The following is an 18805-nucleotide window of genomic DNA, read 5'->3' as shown; positions in this document are numbered from 1 at the left end:
CGGACAACTACGGAATGAATCGGCAATCTGCCGCCAAGCAGGCCGACATCCGATAAAGCATTTCGATTGGGTTACCTCGTTTCGCAAATCGTACACGTCCAATAGACGAGCATGCCTCCGTCAGTCGATAGTTTTCGTCCTCTTCCGGACAACTATCGAATCAATGAGCGAAAACTTCGATTCACGTGACGCCACGCACCAAGAAGACTGCGACGAATGGATATGCGTCGGAACCACTTATACAAACACCACACCGGGATCCACTCACACCATCGAACTCGACATGGCGCAAATCTGCGAAAACATGTCGAACAAAGCATTCAGGCGCCTGATTGCTCGGCTGCGCGATGCTGCGATTGTCCTGATTCGTGAGCGAATTCATGGCCTCGCCGCTTGGGATCACGAAGAACAGCGCCGCGCCCAGACTTGGTTCGGCCGATCAGATGACATGGTCCGCCGAAGACTCGACACCGGATTACCCAAACTTCTGCGCGTCATGCAAGAGCTGAAACCTGAGAACGTCATCAGGTGGGACGAGCAAACGCAGAGAAACATAACGTGCACCGTGTTTCCCGACAACGGAATCACGGATGCCGCAGTATGCAAACCCGATTCGCACCGGCGGATAATCGCGATTTATCCGCACTTCTGCACACTTCCCGATGCTCGGCTTTCTACCAACTGCAAGCTGAAAGTCCTGATTCATGAATGCACGCACTACGTCGACACATTCAACTCAAACGACGAAATCTACGGGTTCGGCACCGGTCTGAAGTACTGGGCTCAGACACACCACGATGTAGCGATCGACAATGCAGACAGCCTCGCCTGCTACATTTCATTTTTCGACGACAGGATTCTGTGGTGACATTTCTTGCACGCGCGATAAGCGTCGCGATCTGGTTCTGCCTCTCGTTTTCGATGTCATCCGTGGCTTGTACCATTTCCGAAGACATGCTCGACAGCGTCCCGCTCAATTCCGACGCGATCCCTAACGAGGATCGCGTCAAGATTGCAGAGATGGTTATTCGCGCTCGTCAATGGCCGGATGCAGAGATTCGTGGCATCGTCACTGCCGGCGCCTACATCGGGGAAGTCAATCCACACGCGCTTGCGCTGCGACGAGCGGTGAACCTGAAGGAATACCTGATACAACTCGGCGTCAAGAACGAGAACATCTGGTCTGATACCCACATCATCTCGAAACCGTATCCGAAAGACAGCGCCGGTTACGAAGGTTATCTTCAGATCGGACTGACACTGGTGCCGCTTTGCAACGATGGATGTCGGCACCTGTGCGGCGACCCGCGCGTCACGCCAACATCCAGAGCACTTCACTGAGGTCGTCCGCAACCAAAACGACATCGCAATCAAGTCGCGTCGGCGACGGCGTGACCCGAGCCTCTCACGCCGCCACCGCCGCCTGCTTCACACCTCCCCCGCGTGCGCCCTCGCCCGCACTTCGGCAAACGACGTATCGACGAGCAGGCGCCCCGTATCGAACACCGTTTCCAGCGCGTCCTTCCACTCGCCTTCCAGCATCCGGTCGTCCCACGCGCCGGGCAGCGTCGTCGTCCGATACTCACCGGTGCGGAAACTGCGCAGCAGCGTGAGCCGCCCCTTCTTCGAGCGCTTGCCCTGATCGGTGACCGGGTCCTTGCAGACGTCGTGCCACACGTCGCCACGCCGGATCGCCGAGCACTTCATCGCGAAGCGCTGCGTATCGCGGTTCACCTGTTGCAGCAGCCCGCCGCCCATGCCGAACACGACGTTGCCGGCCGCATAGCCCGCGTCGTCGAGCGCGGACAGAATCGCTTCGATCGACAGTTCGTCGACGCCATCGCCCTGGATCACGCGTACACGATTCAGCACGCGCCGCCCCTTGCCGTTCACGGTCGAGCCGAACGATGCATCGAGCGCGCGCACGGTCTGCAACACGATCGCCACCGGGTCGCCCGAATCGGGCCGCACGACCAGCGTCGCGCCGGAATCGAGCACGGCTTGCCGAAGCTCGCCGCCCCACAGATCGAGTGCGGCGAACAGATCATAGGAGTCCGACACGACCGACACGATCGCACCGGGCAGGCCGAAGCGGCGGATCATGTTCCGGTACGCATCGGCCTCGTGTTCGCGGCCCCACGACGTGATCGTGCTGTGCTCGGCCGCCGGCACCGAGTAAGCGGCCATCGGCTCCCGATAGAAGCGGTTCGCGGCCAGCACGCCGAGCACCGTATCCGAACCCATGAAGTTGACGAGGTGCGCGGCACCGCCGATCGCGGCCGACTCCGCGCTCGACACGCCGCGCGCGCCGAAGTCGTGCAGCTTGAACGGCAGTTGCGCGAGATCGTCGTCGGTCTTTTCCAGGAAGCGGCGAATCGTCTGCCGCAGGTGCCAGCTGCGCGTCGCGACCGTCACCGGATACCACACGCGCAGCAGCATCGTCTCGAGATACGACGCGAGCCAGAACACCTGCGGGTCGCCGCATTCGACCGTCATCAGCACGTTGTGCACCGGCACGACCGAGCCCTCGGGCACCGCGCGGATCCTTACCGGCAGGTAGCCGTCGTAGCGTTCGACGATATAGCGCCAGCCTGCCTCGTTGAACGGCTCGCCATGCACCGTGAAGAAATCGCGCGCCTCGTCGATCATCGCGTGCGTGATCGGCTTGCACAGATATTCCTTCAGCAGCATCTGCAGGCCGAAGAACACCGTGCGGTCGTAGCGGCCGCCGCGCGATTCGACGTACGAGAACATCGCCGATGCGTCGGGCGGATATTGCAGGAAGTGGGAAGCCTTGTACGAATCCGTGTTGAGGATCGGATTGGCGAGAACCGCGGCAAAGCCGCCGAGATCGTTTTGCATGGCTAGAGCTCCTCTAGGCCGTTGAAGTGCCGCCGCGTCTGTCGCGGCGGACGAAATGCGGGGAATCAGCGGATCACAGCTTCCCCAGGAAGTGATACGCGATGTCGAAGTGATCCTCGAACATCACGCTGCGCATCTGCGCGAATTCGTTGAGCGGCACCCAGCGCGCCTTGTCGGCATCGTCGCTGCCCTTCACGCGCGGCAGCTCGCCGGTCGGGAAGTTGAACAGGCACGCATGCGTGATCGTGCGGCCGCGCAGCGAGCGCGTCGGGTGATCGAACACCTGGCGATCCTTGATCGAGCCGCGCAGCACGGGCTCCGGCAGCTTCAGGCCGGTCTCCTCGCGCAGCTCGCGGATACAGGCCGCGTCGAGCCGCTCGTCCTGGTTCACGAACCCGCCGGGCAGCGCCCACAGGCCGCGGCCCGGCTCGCTGCGGCGGCGCACGAGCAGGATATGGCCCGAGTGCACGACCACCGCGTCGACCGTCACGAACGTGACCGGATACGGCGCCGCGGCCCACGCCTTGCGATATCCGGCGATGAATTCGGCTTCCGACTTCAACTGCGCGAATTCCGGCTGCGTGCGGAAACGTTCGAGCCAGCCGAACACAGGTTCCGGCACGGCCCACTGCACGAAGCTGTTGGTGCGTTCGGCGAAATACTGATCGCGGATCTCGGTGGCGGAAATGTCTTCCGTTGCGTCGACGTCGACGAGCTCCCATTGCGGGAACATCCGCAGGTAATACGAGGTGGCGTCCTTCTCGTGGCCGATCAGCCCGACCTTGCGCTGCGCGATGTCGCCGAGCGCGGACGCGACGGCGTCCTGCACCCAGCGCACCCAGTCGCCGTCGTTGTAGGTCGAATCCTGCAACGGCGCGATGGTGACGCGGTCGCGCTCGGACGCGTCGAGCAGCGAAGCCAGCATCTGGCGGCGCTCGTCGAACGAGAACGGATCCTTGATGGTGCGGGGCTTGTCGGTCGATCCGATCAGCACGCACACGCGCTCGGCCCGGCTCAGTGCCGACTTCAGCACGTTCAGGTGACCACGATGCGGAGGCTGGAAACGACCAATGAAAACGAGCGCGTCGAAGCGCCGGTTCTGTTGCGTACTCATGAGGCTCCCTCAAGAGATTGAAACGCTTCGGGTCTTTCCCGAAGGGTTGAAACGAATCCTAGGGGAAATCCCGAGGTGCGTCAATCCAGCCCATTCGAGCACACGCTCGACTTGACGAAGTCTGACGAAACACCGGTTATTGGCGCGGTACACTCGATTTCATCCCACTCCGCGCCAGGGCGCCCGCCATCATGAGGATCTCAGTCAGCCGCACCGTCGGCGTCGATCGCAGACGCCTCTTCACGTGGTCGCAGGATTATGCGCGGCGGCTCGTGTGGGACAGCTTCCTCACCGACGCCTACCTGCTCGACGGCATGACGGCCGACGTCGGCGTCGATGCATTCTGCCGCAGCCAGTCGGGCGCGACGATGGTGTCGCGCTACATCTCGTACCGTCCGCCGCAGGTGGCCGCCGTCGAAATGGTCGACGGGCCGAAAGTGCTCGAACGCTTCAGCGGCAGCTGGAACTTCACCGAGCACACACCCGGCACGACCGAAGTGAAATTCACGTACCACTTCCGCGCCCAGCCGGCCTGGCTGCGCTGGCTGCTCGAGCCGCTGATCGGCGCGTTCTACCTGGTGCAGACGCGCCGGCGTCTCGATTCGTTCAAGCGCTGGGCCGAAGCCGAAGCGCTGCCGCACTGAGCGGCGACGCGGGCCGCACGGCCCGGCGCGTCCGCGCCACCTCCTCCCGAATGCGTTCGAACACGCCATCGCCGCGCCGTCCCGGTATGCGCCACGCATTTGCCAGATTCGCCGAACCCGGGGAAACTACGGGCGGCCGTCACCCCGACGGCGCGCCCCGGCCGAGAGAACGGGGCACTTCTCCCCGCAACGGCTTCGACACGAACCTACTCCAATGAGCCTGATATCCCGATTCTTTGGCCGCAAGGAAGAACCCGGCAACCCCGTCGCGCTGGTCGCGGCACCCGACGTCGAGAACCCGCTGAGCGTGACGGTCGTCTTCGACGGCCCGCTGCAGGTCGATATCGCCGCGCTGACGGCAGCGCTGCGCGCGTACCACCCGAGCATGAAGCAGGCGCGCGTCGAGACCGAGCCGACACTGGAGCAGGTATTCGGGCTCGCCGGCTGGGGCAACCACGTCGTCCGGCTCGTCGGCTTCGACGCGCCCTATCCGTCCGAGGCACTGGAAACGTGTGTCGCACCGGCCCACTACGGGCAGGACCTGAAACAGCAGGTACGCGCGAGCCGCAGCCACGTGATCCTCTACTACGCCGGACACGAAGCCAATCCGCTCGACCAGTACGTCGCGCTGGCGGCCGTCGCCGGCGCGCTTGCCGAACAGAACGGCCTCGCGGTGCTGAACGAGCACGCGCACACGTCGCTGCCGGCCGGCGTCTTCAACGCGAAGGAACTCGGCGAGGAAAGCCTCGAAGTGCTGCGGGACATCCCGTTGAACCTGTTCTTCTGCGGCTTCGTGAAATACGAAGTCGAAGGCGTCGACGGCGTGTGGATGCGCACCTATGGCGCCGACGTGTTCGGCCTGCCCGATTTTGCCGCGCTCGCGGAAGGTCATCACGAAGGCGAACGCTATTCGGGCATCTTCAACAACGTGATGCACTACCTGCTGGAAAGCGGCGCGCGCATGCACGCGGGCGAAACGATGCAGATCGGCGCGGAAACGTTCATGAAGCTGCGCGAACCGCTCGAGCACGAGTATTACCTGCAGGGGCCGGCGCAGGTGCTGGTGGCCGAGCTGATCTCGGCGGATCAGATCAATCGCTGATTTCACCTCGCCGTATCTTGTTGCACGGCGTACGGGTTCAAGGCTACGTGAACCGCGTGCGCCGCCGCGTCACATGACGGCGGCGTGACAGCCGCCGCTCGAACCCGATGAGGAGCTCTCCGTGTTCGCTATTCGCCTGGGTCTCACGCTGGCCGCCATCGGCCTCTCTTTATCGGCCCATGCCGACAGCATCGACTGCTCGCGCGCGAAGACGCGCACCGACCGCCTGATCTGCAGCGACAAGGCACTCGTATCGGCCGACAGCACATTGGCAAGCGCCTACTACGGCGCGATCGACATCGCAGCCGACCAGCAGGCCGTCGTCCGGTCGCAACGTGCATGGCTCGCGCAACGCGATGCGTGCGCCGATGCAGCCTGCATCGCCACCGCTTACCGCGACCGTACGGCAGCGCTGAAGCAGGTGAAACACGCGGGCTGGAAAACCTATCGAGACCCGGCGCTCGGCATCTCGTTCGAGTACCTCGGGAACCGCCAGATCAAGAAGCCGTGCCCTGAAATCGGCGGCAACCGCTGCGTCGCGATCGTCGGCCGCAACATGACGAACAGCAGCTATTTCATCGCATTCGAGATCGTCGACGGCGCGCTCGAACCCGTTGCGGAAAAGGAAGCCGGATTCGAGCGGCAGGACGACGGCAAATGGATGTCGACGTACGGTCGCGGCGCGCCGCAGGCGGTCGAACGCTTCTCCGGCGTCGGCTGGCGCGGTATGCGCGCGACAATCACGTGCGGCATCAGCGATCCGGAAACCGGCTTCCACGCGGCCGGCGGCGACTGCTACTGGGCCGTGCTGAGCAACGGCAAGCGCGCGGCCGTCGCGAATACGCAGGGTATCGTCGGCACCGACGATGCGACGATGCACAGCGTGTCGTCGTTCCGGTTCGAGCGCTAGCGGGAACGTCGTGACATGCGATGCGTCATTGCAACCTCCCCTCAGCAGCTTGTCGCCGACACCCGCAGGCGTAAAAGCGCACTCTGCATGGCACGATCCGCAACGCTCGCTCCTCCAGCCGCGCCGTTCGAACCGCATCCGCGCTAACGCGCGCCGTCCCCGCGCAACGGGAACGTTTCCGCCCCGGCGTCTCGGCGCAACGTGACTTCCGTACCGGTCAGCCATCCTGACGATTTCAGGATCGGGCGTGCGATCGCGTACAGCCGATCCGCGCTCGCACCATAGAAGTACAGATAGCCGTCGTTACCATCGCGATGCAGTTCGGTCTCGCCCAGCTCGCCGGCCCCGGCCTGCTTCACCGCACGATCCAGCCGTTGCTCCAGCGCATGAAGGCGCGCCTTGTCCTTCTCGTCGTAATCGAAGTGCACCATCACGACCGGCCCGGGCGGCTTCGGCGGCACGTCCGCGGCGGTGGCATTGCCGGCGAGCAGCACCCAGCCAAGCCACGCAGCAAATCGAATTCTGTTACGCATATCGATAAAGGAAGTGAATCGCCCGCTCACGTCGACGCACGGCCTCGCGCAACCTGCTGCCGGACTTGCGCCTGCGTGCCGAGCGCAGCGGCGATCGCATCGACCGCATCGGCCGCACGCGCCGCGCCGCACATGAACGCGTCGACGGCCGCGAAGCAGTGCTCGGGCCACGTGTGGATCGTGATGTGCGATTCGGCGAGCAGCACGACGCCCGTCACGCCATGCTCGCCACCGAAATGATGGAAATGCGCGCCGATCACGCGCGCGCCCGCCTGGTGCGCCGCTTCGGTGAGAATCGACTCGAGCCGGGCGGCGTCACGCAGCAGCGCCGCGTCGATGCCGGCCAGATCGGCCAGCACGTGCGAGCCGAACGTCGCGCGCGGCGGCGCGATCCCGTCGCGCGCGGTCATTTGTGCGACCCGTACGACGAGTACCCGCTGCGCGCCGACGAACTGCCCCAGCCGCTGCCCCCCGAGCCGCTGCCGCCGATCGATGCGCAGCTGAACAGCGTGACGACGATCAGGCCGTAGATGCCGTAGAGGATGTACCGGATCACGCGTTGCCCCCGTCCGATGCAAAGGTCTTCCACAGCCACTCAGGCAGCCACAGCACCAGCAAGCCGACCAGCACGTAGACGGAACGGCCGCTGAACGAGAACAGCGCGCCCATGTTCAGGATCACGAGCAATGCGCTGAACACGAGCGGCAGCGGTGCGAAACTATGCGGGCCCTTCCGCCCGAACAGGCCCGTCGACGCGGTGGCGCCGGTTGCCGCCGCAGCCGCGGCCGTCGCGAGCGCCGGCGTGCCGAAGCGTTCGGCGAGTGTGCTGCCCGACAGCGGCCGCGCACGCGACCAGACGATCTCCGCGTCGCTGCGCTCGCGCGTCAGCTTGTCCTTCTGCCAGCCGTAGTCGATAATCGACGTGCGATCGCCGACCTGCACGCGCCAGTTGAACGCACCGACCACGTAGACGACCTCCGACTCGTATTCCTCGCGCAGGCGGTAGGTCTTGTCACCGTCGGTCACGTCGGCATCGCTGCCGATCGTCGGCCACTGGTCGAGCACCTGCACGCGTTCCCAGCGCCCTTCGCTCTGCACGAGCCACAGGAACCCGCGCGTCGGGTTCAGCAGCAGGTATTCGTCCCACGTCTCCTCGTCGTCCGGCACGCGGCAACGCATCATCCCGATCACCGTGTACTTCACACCGTCGAACGTGCCGATCGCGCCGAGTTCCAGCGCCCCCTTCACCGCTTCGAGCTTGCGCTGCGCCGCGAACACGGTCTGCTGTTCGGCCGTGCACTGCACGCCCGCATGGCAGGTGCCGCACACCACGTAGTCGGCCACGTTCGGCGCATACGACAGCGGCGCGCCGCAGCTCGGGCACGCGAACGGCACCATTTCCGCGCCGCGCTTCTCGCGCGTATCGTGGTCGGTATCGCGCAGCCCGGTGAAGGCGAGCGCATCGAATTCGAGGGCTTCGCCCGTGTAGACGGCCGGACTCCCGCCGTTCGAATCGGCGTCGGAATAGTCGTAGGTCGCGAACGCGTTGCCGGTGCGCAGGTCGACGACGCGCGCCTCCCAGCCGGCATCGACGCGGAACGGCAGTTCGCCGTCGCCGCCCGTGCAGCGCGCGGTGCGCACGTCCGACACGAGAAACGCGCGGCCGCCATGGTCGATCCGCATGCCCGGTTCCAGCGTGCCGAACGCAGGCCACGCGCCGCCGGACGCATCGTCGGGCTCGCGCACCGTGATCGCATACTGGCCCGACGCATCCGACAGCCAGCCGAACGTGCCGTCGTCGAACACGACGTACCACTCGCTCCACGCGCCGGCGTCGTAGGTCATCTGGATGCGCCCGAGCACCGTGAACGCACGCTTGCCGTAGCGACCGGCCGTGCCGATCTGGATCGGCGATGCATCGTCGAGCACCGTCGCCAGTTCGCCGATGCGTTCGACGTCGGTGCCGCGCTTGAGCAGCGTGCTGCGGCAGAACGCGCAGACGGCCATCACCGCCGCCGCCGAGCGAAACTCGACCGGCGCGCCGCACTGGGGGCACGAGGTACTGAACATGCGCGACGCTTACCGGGTGAGCTTCGCGAGGATCTCGGCCTTCGCGCGCGAATATTCGTCTTCGGTCACGAGACCCTTGTCGAACAGCGCCTTCAACTGTTCGAGCCGCTGCACGTAGTCAGTGCCCTCCGCCGGTGCGGCAGTCGGTGCGGCAGCCACCGGCGCTGCGGCGGGCGCGGGCGGTGCGGCCGGCGCCGGTTGCGCGGCACCCGCCATCTGGCCGGCCATCGCCTGCCCGATCGCCGCACCGGCAGCGAGCCCCGCGCCGATCCCGGCGATGCCGCCCGGGTTCTGCGCGGCGAGCGGAATCGCCTGCGCGGTCTGGTATTGCGTGGCGCGTGCAAGATCGCCGGCCATGCCTGCGCTGATCCGCAGGTCGAGCGCCTTCTGCAGTTCGGCCGGCAGCGACACGCTTTCAACCGCGAACGCGTCGAGCGCGAGGCCGTAGCGCGTGAACACCGGCACCAGCGCCTCGGCGACGCGCTGCGACAGCAGCGACTGGTTCGCGGCCATGTCGACGAACGGCACGTCCGCCGAGCCGAACGTCGTGCTCATCGCGGTGACGACCAGGTTGCGCAGTTGCTGTTCGAGATCGTCGACCGTGTACTGCGCGCGCGTGCCGCTGACTTCGCGATGGAACGCGCCCGCATCGACGATCCGGTACGAGTAGATGCCGAACGCGCGCACCTGCACGAAGCCGAATTCGCGATCGCGGATCGTCACCGGCTGCGCGGTGCCCCAGCGCCGGCCGAGCTGCAGCCGCGTGCTGAAGAAATAGACGTCCGACTTGAAAGGCGACTGAAAGAGTTTGTCCCAGTTCTTCAGGTACGTGAGCACCGGGAGCGTGTTCGTTTCCAGCGTGTACAGTCCCGGCTGGAACACGTCGGCGACCTTGCCTTCGTTCACGAAGATCGCGACCTGCGTCTCGCGCACGGTCAGCTTGCCGCCGTACTGGATTTCCTGGTCTTCCATCGGATAGCGCCAGGCCAGCACGCCGTCCGTGTCTTCCGTCCATTGCAGGACGTCGATGAACTGCTTGCGGATGAATGAACCCAGACTCATGTCGGTCTCCTCGAAACGCGTGGCGCGTCAGGTCAGGCAGGCGGCATTGATGATGCCGACGACGAGCGACGCGGTGCCCATCAGGCCGCCCATCGCGACGTTGCGATCCTCGATTGCATGATTCATGCCGGGCATCAGGCGTGTGAGCGCCGCATAGGTGATCAGTTGCACGACCATCGCGCCGACGGCCCAGATCACGACTTCGCCGAGCGTGGAATTGTGCGCGATGCTGGACGCGAGCGTCAGGCAGAAGCCGATCAACGCGCCGCCGAACGACAACGTCGCGGCGGCGTTGCCGTCGCGGATCAGCGCCAGTTCGTCGAATGGGGTGACCTTCAGGTACACTGCCGCGAACACAAGAAGCAGCACGAACGCCGACAGTAAATGAACCGCATAGAGATAGGCACTATTCATTCTTTCCCTCGGATTTTGTGCTCGGTTCGCCGCCCCGTCGCCGGCCGGCCCGCGCAGGGCCAGCGGACAAAATTCCGCGCCAGTATATCCACATTGCCGACCACCGCACAACGGACGCCCCATGCTGCATAGGCGCGCGCTCGTCCTGTCGATTCTCGTGCTCGCATCGTGCGGGCTCGGCTACGAACTGATCAGCAGCGCGCTGTCCAGCTATCTGCTCGGCGATTCGATCCTGCAGTTCTCGTCGGTGATCGGCTGCTACCTGTTTGCGATGGGGATCGGCTCGTGGCTCGCGAAATTCGTCGAGGACGACGACGTACTCGACCGCTTCGTCGACATCGAGCTGCTCGTCGGCCTGCTCGGCGGCGTGTCGGCCGCGCTGCTGTTCGTGGTGTTCGCGTGGCTCGCCGCACCGTTCCGCGCGGCGCTGTATGCGCTCGTGCTGGCACTCGGCCTGCTGATCGGGATGGAGATCCCGCTCGTGATGCGCGCTTTCCAGCAGCGACGCCAGGCGTTCCGCCATACCGTCAGCGAAGTGCTCACCTTCGACTATCTCGGCTCGCTCGCCGTGTCGCTGATCTTCCCGCTGGTACTCGCGCCGCGTCTCGGCCTGCTGCGCACCAGCTTCCTGTTCGGGCTCCTGAATGCGTTCGTCGCGCTGTGGACGACGCACCTGTTCCGCGACGAGATCCGCAACGTACGCGGCAAGCTGATGCGCGCGTCGCTCGTGATCGGGCTGCTCGTCGCCGGCTTCGCGCTGTCGGACCGCATCACGCACTGGGCCGAACACGGCGTGTACGGCGACGAGACGATCTATTCGGAAACGACGCCGTACCAGCGTATCGTGCTCACGCAGTGGCACGACGACATGCGGCTGTACCTGAACGGCAACCTGCAGTTCTCGTCGCGCGACGAGCATCGCTATCACGAGGCGCTGATCCACCCGACGATCGAGGCGCTGCCATGGGCGAAACGCGTGCTCGTGCTCGGCGGCGGTGACGGCCTCGCGGTGCGCGAGCTGCTGAAGCACCGCAATCTCGATCAGATCACGCTCGTCGATCTCGATCCCGCGATGACGAAGCTGTTCTCCACGTCCGCCCCGCTCATCAAGCTGAACCAGGGTTCGCTGAAGGATCCGCGCGTGCACGTGATCAACGACGACGCGGTACGCTGGCTCGAATCGAATGCCGACGTGTACGACGCGATCGTCGTCGACTTCCCCGACCCGACCAACTTCGGGCTCGGCCGGCTGTATTCGGTGCCCGTGTTCCGGCTGCTTGCGCGCCACCTGTCGGAGAACGGCTACGCGGTGATCCAGTCGACCTCGCCGTATTTCGCGCCGCACGCGTACTGGACCATCATCGCGACGCTGCACGAAGCCGGCCTCAACACGTGGCCGTACCACTGCTATGTGCCGTCGTTCGGCGACTGGGGCTTCGTGATCGCCGGCAAGCGCCGCGACTTCACGGTACCGACGCACTACACGGTGCCCACGCGCTGGCTCGACGCGCAGACCGCCGCCGAGATGTTCCACTTCCCGGCCGACATGCCGGCGCTGCCGATGTCGCCGAACGAACTCAACGACCAGCCGCTCGTGCGCCGTTTCGACGACGACTGGAAACACGTGCTGCGCTGATGGACCGCCGCACGTTCCTCGTCGCGTCGGCGGCTGCGTCGCTCGCCGCCTGCGGGCGCACCGGCTGGATCGAGACGACGCCGCAGGTCGGCTACCCCGGCATGCGCGAAGGCCATGCGCTGCGCGACCATGCAACGCTGCCGCCGCCGTCCGGCACGATCGAGACCGACGTCGCGATCCTCGGCGCGGGCGCGGCCGGGCTGTCGTGTGCATGGCAACTCGCGCGCGCGGGGCACCAGCGCTTCACGGTGCTGGCCGGCCCCGAATTCGGCGGCAACGCGGCCGGCGGCCGCTTCGGCGATCTCGGTTACCCGAAAGGCGCGCACTACCTGCCGCTGCCGTCGCTCGAATCCACGCACCTGCGCGACATGCTCGCCGATCTCGGCGTAATCGAATCCGCACCGTTCTCCGCGCGCCCGGTGTACGACGAGCGCGTGCTCGTCCATGCGCCGGACGAACGGCTCTTCATCGCCGGGCAATGGCAGGACGGCATCGTGCCGACGGCCGGCGTCGGCGCCGACGAACTCGCGCAGCAGGCACGCTTCTTCGCGTACACGGACGGGCTGCGCACCGCACGCGGCGCCGATGGCCGCAAGGTGTTCTGCATCCCGATCGCGGAATCGTCGCGCGACCCGCGCTGGCGCGCGCTGGACCGGCGTTCGTTCCGCCAGTGGCTGCTCGACGAGGGCTACACCGCGAAGGCGCTGCACTGGTACCTGAATTACTGCTGCCGCGACGACTATGGCGCAGGCTACGAGCATGTTTCGGCATGGGCCGGCCTGCACTATTTCTCGTCGCGCGGCGGCCATGCGGGCGATGCGAGCGATGGCGCAGTGCTGACCTGGCCCAACGGGCTGCACACGATGGTGACGAAGCTCGCCGATTCGATCACCGCGCGTACCGGCTCGACCGCATGGTCGCGCGACGGCTTCGCGGTGCGTGCGACCGAACGCACGGGCGGCGTCGACGTGCTGTGCGCGCGCATCGGCAACGACGGCGCGCTGTCGACGTTCACGCTGAAGGCGCGGCGCGTCGTCTGCGCGATGCCGCTGTTCGTCGCGACGCGCGTGTTTCCGCAGCTTGCCGCATACGGCTTCGATCCCGCGCGCGACTTGCCGCCGCGTGCGCCGTGGCTCGTGTCCAACTTCCTGCTCGACGGCATGCCGGCCGAGGAAGCGGGCGTGCCGCTCGCGTGGGACAACGTCGTCTACGACGGGGCGGGGCTCGGCTACGTCGTGTCGACGCACCAGTTGATCCGCCTGTCGCCGCCGACGCGCTCGGTGTTCTCCGCGTACCAGGCATTGAGCACGCAGGCGCCGGACGACACGCGCCGCTGGCTCGCGCAGGCCCGACCCGACGCGTTGCGCGAACAGGCGGCGACCGACCTGCAGGCCGTCTACGGGCGCGAACTGTGGAAACATGCGACGGCGCTCGAGATCACCGTGCGTGGTCACGCGATGGCCACGCCCGACGTCGGCTTCCTGAGCCGGCCGGGGCTGCTCGCGCTGCGCGACGCCGACGGCCCCGTCGTGTTCGCGCATGCCGATCTGTCCGGGCTGTCGCTGTTCGAGGAAGCGTCGTACTGGGGCGTGCTCGCCGCCCGGCGCGTGCTGGCCTGACGGCCGTCATCCGTCATTGCGGCGCCGCCGCCAGCCGCTATAATCGCCCGACATTCCGACTGCATTGAGCAGGCCGACGGTGCCGCGCCGTCCGACGCGCCGTATGCCCTCCTCGACAACAACAATGACGAACCGAACCATCCGACGCCTTCGCCCGTTCGTGCGCACCGCCGCGCGCGTGCTCGCCTGCGCCCCGCTGCTCGGCGCGCCGCTGGCGCTGCATGCGGCCGACTCCGCACCCGCCTCCGGGCGCTACATCGTCGTCGACACCGGCCATACGCCGGCGCGCCCGGGCTCCACCGGTGCGAGCGGCCGCGTCGAATACCTGTACAACCTCGACCTGTCCGCGGCGGTCGCCGAGAAACTCGCCGCGCATGGCGACCGCGTGCTGCGCACGTCGGCCGACGGCCGCGAGATCGCGCTCGAGCAGCGCTCGACGCAGGCGCCCGACGCGAACCTGTTCGTGTCGATCCATCACGACTCGATGCAGCAGCAGTTCATCGACGCGGGCCGGCAGCGCGAATTCCGCGGCTTCTCGGTGTTCGTGTCGGAACGCAATCCGCACTATGCGGAAAGCCTGCGTTGCGCGAAGGCGATCGCCGAGCGGCTGGTGGCAGCCGGCGAGCGGCCGTCGCTGTATCACGCGCAGCCGATCCGCGGCGAGAATCGCCCGCTGATCGATCCGCAGCTCGGCATCCACCGCTTCGACGATCTCGTCGTGCTGCGCACCGCGCCGATTCCGGCGGTGCTCGTCGAAGCCGGCGTGATCGTCAATCCGGACGAGGAAGCACGGCTTGCGCGTCGCGAGACGATCCAGAAGCTGTCCACCGCGATTGCCGGCGGGATCGACGCGTGCACGGCACCGCAATAAACAATGACAACGCCCGTCGGGCCCAACGGTTTTCACCCAGTCAGGAGCCTCACCATGAAAATGAAGAATCTGCTCGCATCCTGTGCGCTGCTCGCGCTCGCCGTTCCGTTCGCCGCACACGCCGCCGGCTGCGCAAAGCCGCACAGCGCGTTCGACCAGGTGTACTGCAGCAGCACGCAGTTCTCACAAACGGACCGTGACCTCAACGACGAGTACGGCCGCCTGCGCAAGCAACTGAGCAGCGACCAGCAGGCGACGCTGAAGGCCGGCCAGCTCGCGTGGCTGAAGCAACGCGACGCCCAGTGCAGCGAGACGCGCAACAACGGCTACCTCGTGGATCTCCAGTGCGCGACCGACATGACGCAGTCGCGCCTGTCGTTCCTGCGCGAGCGTGAGCGCGAATGCTCGAGCACGGGCTGCGTGACGTCGAAGCTCGGCGAGTAAGGGCGTCGCGCGTGCCGCGCCGCGAGACGTTTCGCGACGCGGCGCTTCGTGCCCTTGCGAACCCTGCGCATCGGCACCGCGAAAGGAGCCGCGATGCGACATGAATTCTCTGAAGTCCTCAACGATCTGGTCGATTATTTTCTCGTCGGCGATCTCCTGTTGCTGAAGCACTTCAAGGAACAACACGGGCTGCCGGACGACGTCGCATCTGCGTTCACCACGAGCGACAGCGGCGACCGCGCCGTGCTGGAAGGCATCGTCATTCCGTTGGCCGGCATCGAGAACCATCCATACACGGTCATCTTCACGCTGGACGATGCAACACCCGAATTGCTGAAAACGGGAAGCCGCCTGCAGCACCGACGCAGCGGGTACGTGCTGCGCGTCGAACATCGTTCGGTCATGCTCTACACATGGCGGATTCTCGAATGCTTCAACGACGCAACGGTCGATGCGCTGCTCGCGCGTTACCGCGAACCGGGCAGGCCCGTGATCGAAATCGACAACGGCTGGTATGACGTCGAGATCCTCGGTGGAGAAATCCCGCGCAACGGCTGGTTCGAGCCTGCGTTCGAATTCGTGCTGAAGAAAACCGACGTACCGGGCGACGCATCGCGGGTGGATATCAACTACCGTTTCGCGATAGAAGGCAGTCTGGATCCGGCGGAATGAATCCGGCGCGCGACGGCGCGGCACACGGCAACCGATCAGGCGGAATACACATGACACCGAACACGATGAACATCGACATCCGCCCTGCCACGCCCGCCGATGCCCCGGCCATCGCCGCCATCCACGTCGCATCCTGGCAGGCCACCTACCCGGGCATCATGCCGGCCCCGTTCCTCGCCGGCCTGTCAGTCGAAAAGCGCACCGCTTCGTGGCGCCATGCGCTCGACGCCGGACGGCCGCGTGTCGCACTCGCGTTCACCGAAGGCGAGCCCACCGGCTGGATCGCCTACGGTCCGACGCGCGACACCGACAAGGATCGCACCTGGGGCGAAATCGAAGCGATCTACCTGCATCCCGCGCATTGCGGGCAAGGTGTCGGTGCGGCGCTGGTCGACCATGCATGCCATGCGCTGCATGACACGGGCCACAAGTGGGTGTCGCTCTGGGTGCTGTTCAAGAACCACCGTGCACGGGCGTTCTATGAACGCGAAGGCTTCGTCGCCGAAGACGACATCAAGACGTTCGAGATCGAAGGCGCGCCAATCGAAGAATTGCGCTACTGGCGCGCATTGCCGGAACGATCGTCATGATGGCATCGCACCGTCCGCCGCAAGACGCGCCTGCATCAACTGCAGCAACTCGCGGATCTTCGCGTTGACCGAATTGCGGCTCGAATAGGCGCCCAGCAGTTCGAGCGGCGCCGGCGTCATCTCCAGCGGCACGCGCACCAGCCGCCCGGCGGCCAGCTCGGCCGCGCACCCGCGTTCGACGAGAATCGCGAACCCGATCCCTTTCACCGCCGCCAGCCCCGCCATCTCGCCGCTGTTGACGCGATACCGGCTCGCGACCGGAATCCTGTGAATCCGCCCGTCGCCATCGGCAAACTGCCACGGCTGCCCTTTCAGCGTGCTCAGCGTCGTGATGCACGGCAACTGCCTGAGCTGCTCCGTCCGCGTCGGCATGCCCGTGCGCTCGATCAGCGACGGCGCGGCCACGACGACGCTCGTCAGGCTCACGAGCGGCCTGACGACGAACGCACTGTCGTCCAGCCTGCCGCGATTGACGATGATCGACAGGTCGATATCGTCTCGCAACGTCGAGACGCCCGCGAGACTGGTATCGCAATCGATTTCGACACGCGGATGGCGGCTGGCGAATTCCGCGACGATCGGCCCGAGCATGCGCGGTCCGATTTCGCCGGGCACGCAGAGCTTCAGCACGCCACGCAACTCCGTTTGCTGCGAGGTCAGCTCGAACTCGGCAAGCGTCAGCGCATCGAGCATCGGCTTCCCGCGCTCGTGCAGCAGGCGCCCGGCCTCCGTCATGCGCAGGTGCCGTGTGCTGCGCTCCAGCAGACGCACACCAAGCCTCGACTCCAGTTGCGCCACATGGCGGCTCACGTTCGAGCCGGGTATCGACAGCACACGCGCGGCACCGGCAAAGCTGCCTTCGTCGACCACCGACACGAACACGCGCACCGCGTTCAGATCCAGCTTGCTGCGCATCATTATCCCGTTTCAGGTATCAAAGCTCGCCGATTTTCACGGCTTATCCCGTTCGCGACCGTAATTTACGATGCGGATTCAGTCAAGGCGTGGCCGCCGACGCACGAACCCGCGCCGACGCGAGCACGCGCACGAACCTACGGGAGCATCAACATGGATATCGCCATTCTCGGCGCCGGCGTGGCCGGCATGAGCACCGCGCTCGCGCTTGGCCGGCAGGGGCACCGGATACGGCTCTACGAACGCAGGCCGTCCGAGACGACGATGGGCGCCGGCGTCGTGTTATGGCCGAATGCCGGCTTCGTGCTCGAGCAACTCGGCCTGCTGCCGGACATCGTCGAAGTCAGCGGCCACTTGCGCGCGATGCGGTGCATGGACCGGGACGGCACCCCGTTCAAGCGCGTCGACATCGGCGAACTCGACCGCTACATGGGGTTTCCAACGCGCTCGATACTGCGGCGCGACCTGCAGGCCGTGCTGGCGCGGCACGTCGCCGCGCACGACATCGAAGTCTGCTTCGGCCACTGCGCGACAGCGATCGACACCGGCACCGACGGCCGCACCGTCGTTCATTTCGACAACGGCGTGGCGATCACCCCGGATCTCGCGATCGGCGCGGACGGCCGCATGAACTCCGTCGCGCGACGCTACGTAGTCGGCAACGCCACGCCCGTCTATCAGGGATTCGTCAACTGGATCGGCGTGGCGCAGAGCGATGTACCACTGGTCGACGACGTGTCGATATTCGACTACTGGGGCCAGCGCGAACGATTCGGCATCGTCGCGGTGGACCGGCATCGCATGTACTGGGCAGCGGCCCGGGCCGAGGCCGAAATCGACGATAACGACAGCAACAGCGACGCCGCGGCGCCGGACGATCCCGGCCGGTTGCTGGAACGGCTGTTCGACGGCTGGCCGGCACCCATTGCGGACGTGATGCGCGCAACGCCGCCGGGCTCGATCGCGAAGATCCGCGTGCACGATCTCGACCCCGTCGATGTATGGCATCGCGGCAATGTGCTGTTGATCGGCGATGCCGCGCACGCGCCGCTCCCCACCTCCGGACAGGGCGCATGCCAGGCGCTCGAGGACGCGTGGCATCTTGCCCGCTGCCTCGACGAGCACGGGAAGGGCAACGGCAGCGACCTCGACGCAGCGCTCGCGTCGTTCACGCTGCGACGCAGCCGGAAAACCACGGCGATCACGCTGCGCGCTCGCGAGTTCGCTCGGCGGCTATTCGGCAACGACACACACGAAGCCGCGCAGGAGGTCGATCCGATCGCCGAAATCGAAGCGCTCGCGAACGCGTGGGGGGCGGGCCTGCCGATGATGCCGGCGCGGGACTGA

The 18805-nt window shown here is 65.9% G+C and carries 21 protein-coding genes; 12 read left to right on the top strand and 9 right to left on the bottom strand.

What is annotated here, in order from left to right:
* Positions 1 to 163 precede the first annotated feature (163 nt).
* Together CFB47_RS22130 and CFB47_RS22125 are read left to right on the top strand one after the other, a co-directional pair.
* Positions 164 to 868, top strand: coding sequence for a M35 family metallo-endopeptidase (locus tag CFB47_RS22130; RefSeq protein WP_089462281.1), 705 nt, complete (start codon positions 164 to 166; stop codon positions 866 to 868).
* Positions 865 to 1341: a hypothetical protein gene (locus CFB47_RS22125; protein ID WP_143330852.1), complete on the top strand. Its 477-nt coding sequence runs from the start codon at positions 865 to 867 to the stop codon at positions 1339 to 1341. The genes CFB47_RS22130 and CFB47_RS22125 overlap by 4 nt, the downstream gene beginning before the upstream one ends.
* 87 nt (positions 1342 to 1428) lie before the next feature.
* Here the strand turns inward: CFB47_RS22125 and CFB47_RS22120 are convergent, their stop codons facing one another.
* Both CFB47_RS22120 and CFB47_RS22115 read right to left on the bottom strand, forming a co-directional pair.
* The gene (locus tag CFB47_RS22120; protein WP_089462279.1) at positions 1429 to 2862 is read right to left on the bottom strand and encodes a nicotinate phosphoribosyltransferase; all 1434 of its coding nucleotides are present in this window, start codon (positions 2860 to 2862) and stop codon (positions 1429 to 1431) included.
* A gap of 73 nt (positions 2863 to 2935) precedes the next feature.
* Positions 2936 to 3976: a bifunctional nicotinamide-nucleotide adenylyltransferase/Nudix hydroxylase gene (locus tag CFB47_RS22115; protein ID WP_089458618.1), complete on the bottom strand. Its 1041-nt coding sequence runs from the start codon at positions 3974 to 3976 to the stop codon at positions 2936 to 2938.
* A 191-nt stretch (positions 3977 to 4167) separates the two neighbouring features.
* On the opposite strand from CFB47_RS22115, the gene CFB47_RS22110 reads away from it, so the two are divergent.
* From CFB47_RS22110 to CFB47_RS22100, 3 genes are all read left to right on the top strand, one after another.
* A complete protein-coding gene (locus CFB47_RS22110; RefSeq protein WP_027789550.1) occupies positions 4168 to 4620 on the top strand; it encodes a type II toxin-antitoxin system RatA family toxin in 453 nt (150 codons plus the stop codon).
* Positions 4621 to 4834: 214 nt separating this feature from the next.
* Entirely contained in the window at positions 4835 to 5722 is an 888-nt protein-coding gene (locus CFB47_RS22105) for a DUF4261 domain-containing protein (RefSeq protein WP_089458619.1), read from the top strand.
* Between the two features lie 121 nt (positions 5723 to 5843).
* The gene (locus CFB47_RS22100) at positions 5844 to 6632 is read left to right on the top strand and encodes a lysozyme inhibitor LprI family protein (protein WP_089462278.1); all 789 of its coding nucleotides are present in this window, start codon (positions 5844 to 5846) and stop codon (positions 6630 to 6632) included.
* A gap of 143 nt (positions 6633 to 6775) precedes the next feature.
* Here CFB47_RS22100 and CFB47_RS22095 read toward each other — a convergent pair whose 3' ends face one another.
* From CFB47_RS22095 to CFB47_RS22075, 6 genes are read right to left on the bottom strand one after another with little or no spacing between them, the layout of a single operon-like run.
* Entirely contained in the window at positions 6776 to 7195 is a 420-nt protein-coding gene (locus CFB47_RS22095) for a hypothetical protein (RefSeq protein WP_256946739.1), read from the bottom strand.
* A complete protein-coding gene (speD, locus tag CFB47_RS22090) occupies positions 7192 to 7575 on the bottom strand; it encodes an adenosylmethionine decarboxylase (protein WP_089458622.1) in 384 nt (127 codons plus the stop codon). The genes CFB47_RS22095 and speD overlap by 4 nt, the downstream gene beginning before the upstream one ends.
* On the bottom strand, positions 7572 to 7721 hold the full coding sequence (locus CFB47_RS41255; protein ID WP_155291822.1) for a hypothetical protein: 150 nt from the start codon (positions 7719 to 7721) through the stop codon (positions 7572 to 7574). The genes speD and CFB47_RS41255 overlap by 4 nt, the downstream gene beginning before the upstream one ends.
* Positions 7718 to 9235 carry a DUF4178 domain-containing protein gene (locus CFB47_RS22085; protein WP_089462276.1) on the bottom strand — a complete coding sequence of 506 codons (1518 nt, stop codon included), beginning with the start codon at positions 9233 to 9235 and terminating at the stop codon, positions 7718 to 7720. The genes CFB47_RS41255 and CFB47_RS22085 overlap by 4 nt, the downstream gene beginning before the upstream one ends.
* Before the next feature lie 9 nt (positions 9236 to 9244).
* On the bottom strand, positions 9245 to 10297 hold the full coding sequence (locus CFB47_RS22080) for an SPFH domain-containing protein (protein ID WP_089462275.1): 1053 nt from the start codon (positions 10295 to 10297) through the stop codon (positions 9245 to 9247).
* A gap of 27 nt (positions 10298 to 10324) precedes the next feature.
* Positions 10325 to 10711 (bottom strand): DUF350 domain-containing protein, encoded by a 387-nt coding sequence (locus CFB47_RS22075; RefSeq protein ID WP_021163477.1) that lies wholly within the window; start codon positions 10709 to 10711, stop codon positions 10325 to 10327.
* 121 nt (positions 10712 to 10832) lie between these two features.
* Here CFB47_RS22075 and CFB47_RS22070 point away from each other — a divergent pair, with 121 nt between their 5' ends.
* The 6 genes from CFB47_RS22070 to CFB47_RS22045 all read left to right on the top strand — a co-directional run bounded on the left by CFB47_RS22070 (position 10833) and on the right by CFB47_RS22045 (position 16543).
* Positions 10833 to 12347, top strand: coding sequence for a polyamine aminopropyltransferase (locus CFB47_RS22070; RefSeq protein WP_089462274.1), 1515 nt, complete (start codon positions 10833 to 10835; stop codon positions 12345 to 12347).
* Positions 12347 to 13966: an NAD(P)-binding protein gene (locus tag CFB47_RS22065; RefSeq protein WP_089462273.1), complete on the top strand. Its 1620-nt coding sequence runs from the start codon at positions 12347 to 12349 to the stop codon at positions 13964 to 13966. Before CFB47_RS22070 ends, CFB47_RS22065 begins: the two co-directional genes overlap by 1 nt.
* Before the next feature lie 124 nt (positions 13967 to 14090).
* Positions 14091 to 14837 (top strand): N-acetylmuramoyl-L-alanine amidase, encoded by a 747-nt coding sequence (locus CFB47_RS22060; RefSeq protein WP_089462272.1) that lies wholly within the window; start codon positions 14091 to 14093, stop codon positions 14835 to 14837.
* Between the two features lie 54 nt (positions 14838 to 14891).
* Positions 14892 to 15281 carry a lysozyme inhibitor LprI family protein gene (locus CFB47_RS22055; protein ID WP_047849625.1) on the top strand — a complete coding sequence of 130 codons (390 nt, stop codon included), beginning with the start codon at positions 14892 to 14894 and terminating at the stop codon, positions 15279 to 15281.
* A 93-nt stretch (positions 15282 to 15374) separates the two neighbouring features.
* A complete protein-coding gene (locus CFB47_RS22050; RefSeq protein WP_089463509.1) occupies positions 15375 to 15953 on the top strand; it encodes a hypothetical protein in 579 nt (192 codons plus the stop codon).
* A gap of 50 nt (positions 15954 to 16003) precedes the next feature.
* Complete coding sequence (locus tag CFB47_RS22045; protein WP_089458629.1) at positions 16004 to 16543, top strand: N-acetyltransferase; 540 nt, start codon at positions 16004 to 16006, stop codon at positions 16541 to 16543.
* Here CFB47_RS22045 and CFB47_RS22040 read toward each other — a convergent pair.
* Complete coding sequence (locus tag CFB47_RS22040) at positions 16538 to 17458, bottom strand: LysR family transcriptional regulator (protein WP_089459007.1); 921 nt, start codon at positions 17456 to 17458, stop codon at positions 16538 to 16540. The two genes, CFB47_RS22045 and CFB47_RS22040, sit on opposite strands and share 6 nt — an antisense overlap.
* Positions 17459 to 17611: 153 nt before the next feature.
* On the opposite strand from CFB47_RS22040, the gene CFB47_RS22035 reads away from it, so the two are divergent.
* Entirely contained in the window at positions 17612 to 18805 is a 1194-nt protein-coding gene (locus CFB47_RS22035) for an FAD-dependent oxidoreductase (protein ID WP_089462271.1), read from the top strand.

Origin of the sequence: Burkholderia sp. AU27893 (assembly GCF_002223205.1) — a bacterium.
Lineage (GTDB): Bacteria > Pseudomonadota > Gammaproteobacteria > Burkholderiales > Burkholderiaceae > Burkholderia.
This window is presented reverse-complemented; position numbering and strand designations above follow the sequence as displayed.

Excerpts from the sequence above, each read along its gene's own strand:
- CFB47_RS22130 (WP_089462281.1), top strand. The coding sequence starts at position 164 with ATGAGCGAAAACTTCGATTCACGTGACGCCACGCACCAAGAAGACTGC.
- CFB47_RS22120 (WP_089462279.1), bottom strand. The coding sequence starts at position 2,862 with ATGCAAAACGATCTCGGCGGCTTTGCCGCGGTTCTCGCCAATCCGATC.
- CFB47_RS22115 (WP_089458618.1), bottom strand. The coding sequence starts at position 3,976 with ATGAGTACGCAACAGAACCGGCGCTTCGACGCGCTCGTTTTCATTGGT.
- CFB47_RS22110 (WP_027789550.1), top strand. The coding sequence starts at position 4,168 with ATGAGGATCTCAGTCAGCCGCACCGTCGGCGTCGATCGCAGACGCCTC.
- CFB47_RS22105 (WP_089458619.1), top strand. The coding sequence starts at position 4,835 with ATGAGCCTGATATCCCGATTCTTTGGCCGCAAGGAAGAACCCGGCAAC.
- speD (WP_089458622.1), bottom strand. The coding sequence starts at position 7,575 with ATGACCGCGCGCGACGGGATCGCGCCGCCGCGCGCGACGTTCGGCTCG.
- CFB47_RS22085 (WP_089462276.1), bottom strand. The coding sequence starts at position 9,235 with ATGTTCAGTACCTCGTGCCCCCAGTGCGGCGCGCCGGTCGAGTTTCGC.
- CFB47_RS22080 (WP_089462275.1), bottom strand. The coding sequence starts at position 10,297 with ATGAGTCTGGGTTCATTCATCCGCAAGCAGTTCATCGACGTCCTGCAA.
- CFB47_RS22075 (WP_021163477.1), bottom strand. The coding sequence starts at position 10,711 with ATGAATAGTGCCTATCTCTATGCGGTTCATTTACTGTCGGCGTTCGTG.
- CFB47_RS22070 (WP_089462274.1), top strand. The coding sequence starts at position 10,833 with ATGCTGCATAGGCGCGCGCTCGTCCTGTCGATTCTCGTGCTCGCATCG.
- CFB47_RS22065 (WP_089462273.1), top strand. The coding sequence starts at position 12,347 with ATGGACCGCCGCACGTTCCTCGTCGCGTCGGCGGCTGCGTCGCTCGCC.
- CFB47_RS22060 (WP_089462272.1), top strand. The coding sequence starts at position 14,091 with ATGACGAACCGAACCATCCGACGCCTTCGCCCGTTCGTGCGCACCGCC.
- CFB47_RS22055 (WP_047849625.1), top strand. The coding sequence starts at position 14,892 with ATGAAAATGAAGAATCTGCTCGCATCCTGTGCGCTGCTCGCGCTCGCC.
- CFB47_RS22050 (WP_089463509.1), top strand. The coding sequence starts at position 15,375 with ATGCGACATGAATTCTCTGAAGTCCTCAACGATCTGGTCGATTATTTT.
- CFB47_RS22045 (WP_089458629.1), top strand. The coding sequence starts at position 16,004 with ATGACACCGAACACGATGAACATCGACATCCGCCCTGCCACGCCCGCC.
- CFB47_RS22040 (WP_089459007.1), bottom strand. The coding sequence starts at position 17,458 with ATGCGCAGCAAGCTGGATCTGAACGCGGTGCGCGTGTTCGTGTCGGTG.
- CFB47_RS22035 (WP_089462271.1), top strand. The coding sequence starts at position 17,612 with ATGGATATCGCCATTCTCGGCGCCGGCGTGGCCGGCATGAGCACCGCG.